This is a genomic window from Vibrio sp. YT-17 (genome assembly GCF_033337375.1).
GTDB classification, from domain to species: Bacteria; Pseudomonadota; Gammaproteobacteria; order Enterobacterales; family Vibrionaceae; genus Vibrio; species Vibrio alginolyticus.
This window is the reverse complement of sequence record NZ_JAWOQP010000145.1, coordinates 1-1,180: the sequence shown is the minus strand read 5'-3', so window position 1 is coordinate 1,180 and position 1,180 is coordinate 1. Positions and strand designations below refer to the sequence as shown.

The window sequence follows — 1,180 nt, the reverse complement described above, 5'->3', positions numbered from 1 at the left end:
AAAACATCGACTTCATTCTTGCTGTTGGTGGTGGTTCGGTTATCGACGGTTCTAAATACGTTGCGGCAGCATCAAAGTACGATGGTGACGGCTGGGACATTATGATCGGTAAGCATCAAGTTACAGAAGCAACACCGCTTGCGGCTATCCTAACGCTACCTGCAACTGGTTCAGAATCCAACATGGGTGCTGTGATTACAAAAGCAGAAACTCAAGACAAACTGCCGTTCATGTCTCCTGCAGTACAGCCTAAGTTTGCAGTGTTAGATCCAGATGTAATGAAAACGCTGCCTGAACGTCAGCTTATTAACGGCATTGTGGATGCGTGGGTACACGTTTGTGAGCAATACATTACACTGCCTACTGGTGCGATGGTTCAAGACGGGTACGCAGAGACCCTGCTAAAAACCCTAAAAACGCTTGGCGAACAGTTCGCAGAGCGCGATGACGACCAATGGCGCGCAAACCTCATGTGGTCTGCAAACCAAGCATTGAATGGTTTGATTGGTAGCGGCGTTCCTCATGATTGGGCTACGCACATGATCGGTCACGAGCTGACTGCTCTTTGGGGCGTTGATCACGCACGTTCTCTTGCCATCATCCAACCATCACTGCTGCGTAACCAGATGCAATTTAAGCGCGCGAAGCTTGAGCAAATGGGTCGTAATGTATTTGGTTTGGAGTCTGGTGATGATCTTGCAGAACGCACTATCGAAGCCATCGAAGCGTTCTACCACCAACTTGGTGTAGCAACTCAACTAGACAACTACGGTGAGAGCCGCGAGCAAGCGATCGATGCCATCATTGACCAACTCAACAAACACGGAATGACAGTTCTGGGGGAAAACCAAGCGATTACTCTTAAACGCAGCCGTGAAATTTTAGAATTAGCTGTCTCATAACAGCAACAACTGTTCACTGCCCTTTCTAGGGTTTAACGGTATTGTGACTTAACGGTCACAATACCGTTTTTTTATGCTATTTTGTAAGCTTCAACGCGTTCAAATATTGGGCATTCTAAAAACAACAATTAATGCACAAAATTAAGTGTTCGCGTTGGTCAGTAAAGTGGCGACCGTTTAGCTTTACATACACAAAAAATAAAATTGAAATCAAAGGTCGAACTTACGCATTTGTTAGATCTTTTTGTTTAGAGTAGCACTACGCTACTCACGTTTGT

The 1,180-nt window shown here is 45.5% G+C and carries 1 protein-coding gene; it reads left to right on the top strand.

From position 1 onward, the window contains the following. On the top strand, positions 1-902 hold a 902-nt coding region (locus R7F67_RS24520; protein ID WP_318057501.1), incomplete at its 5' end, for an iron-containing alcohol dehydrogenase. Positions 903-1,180: the final 278 nt, after the last annotated feature.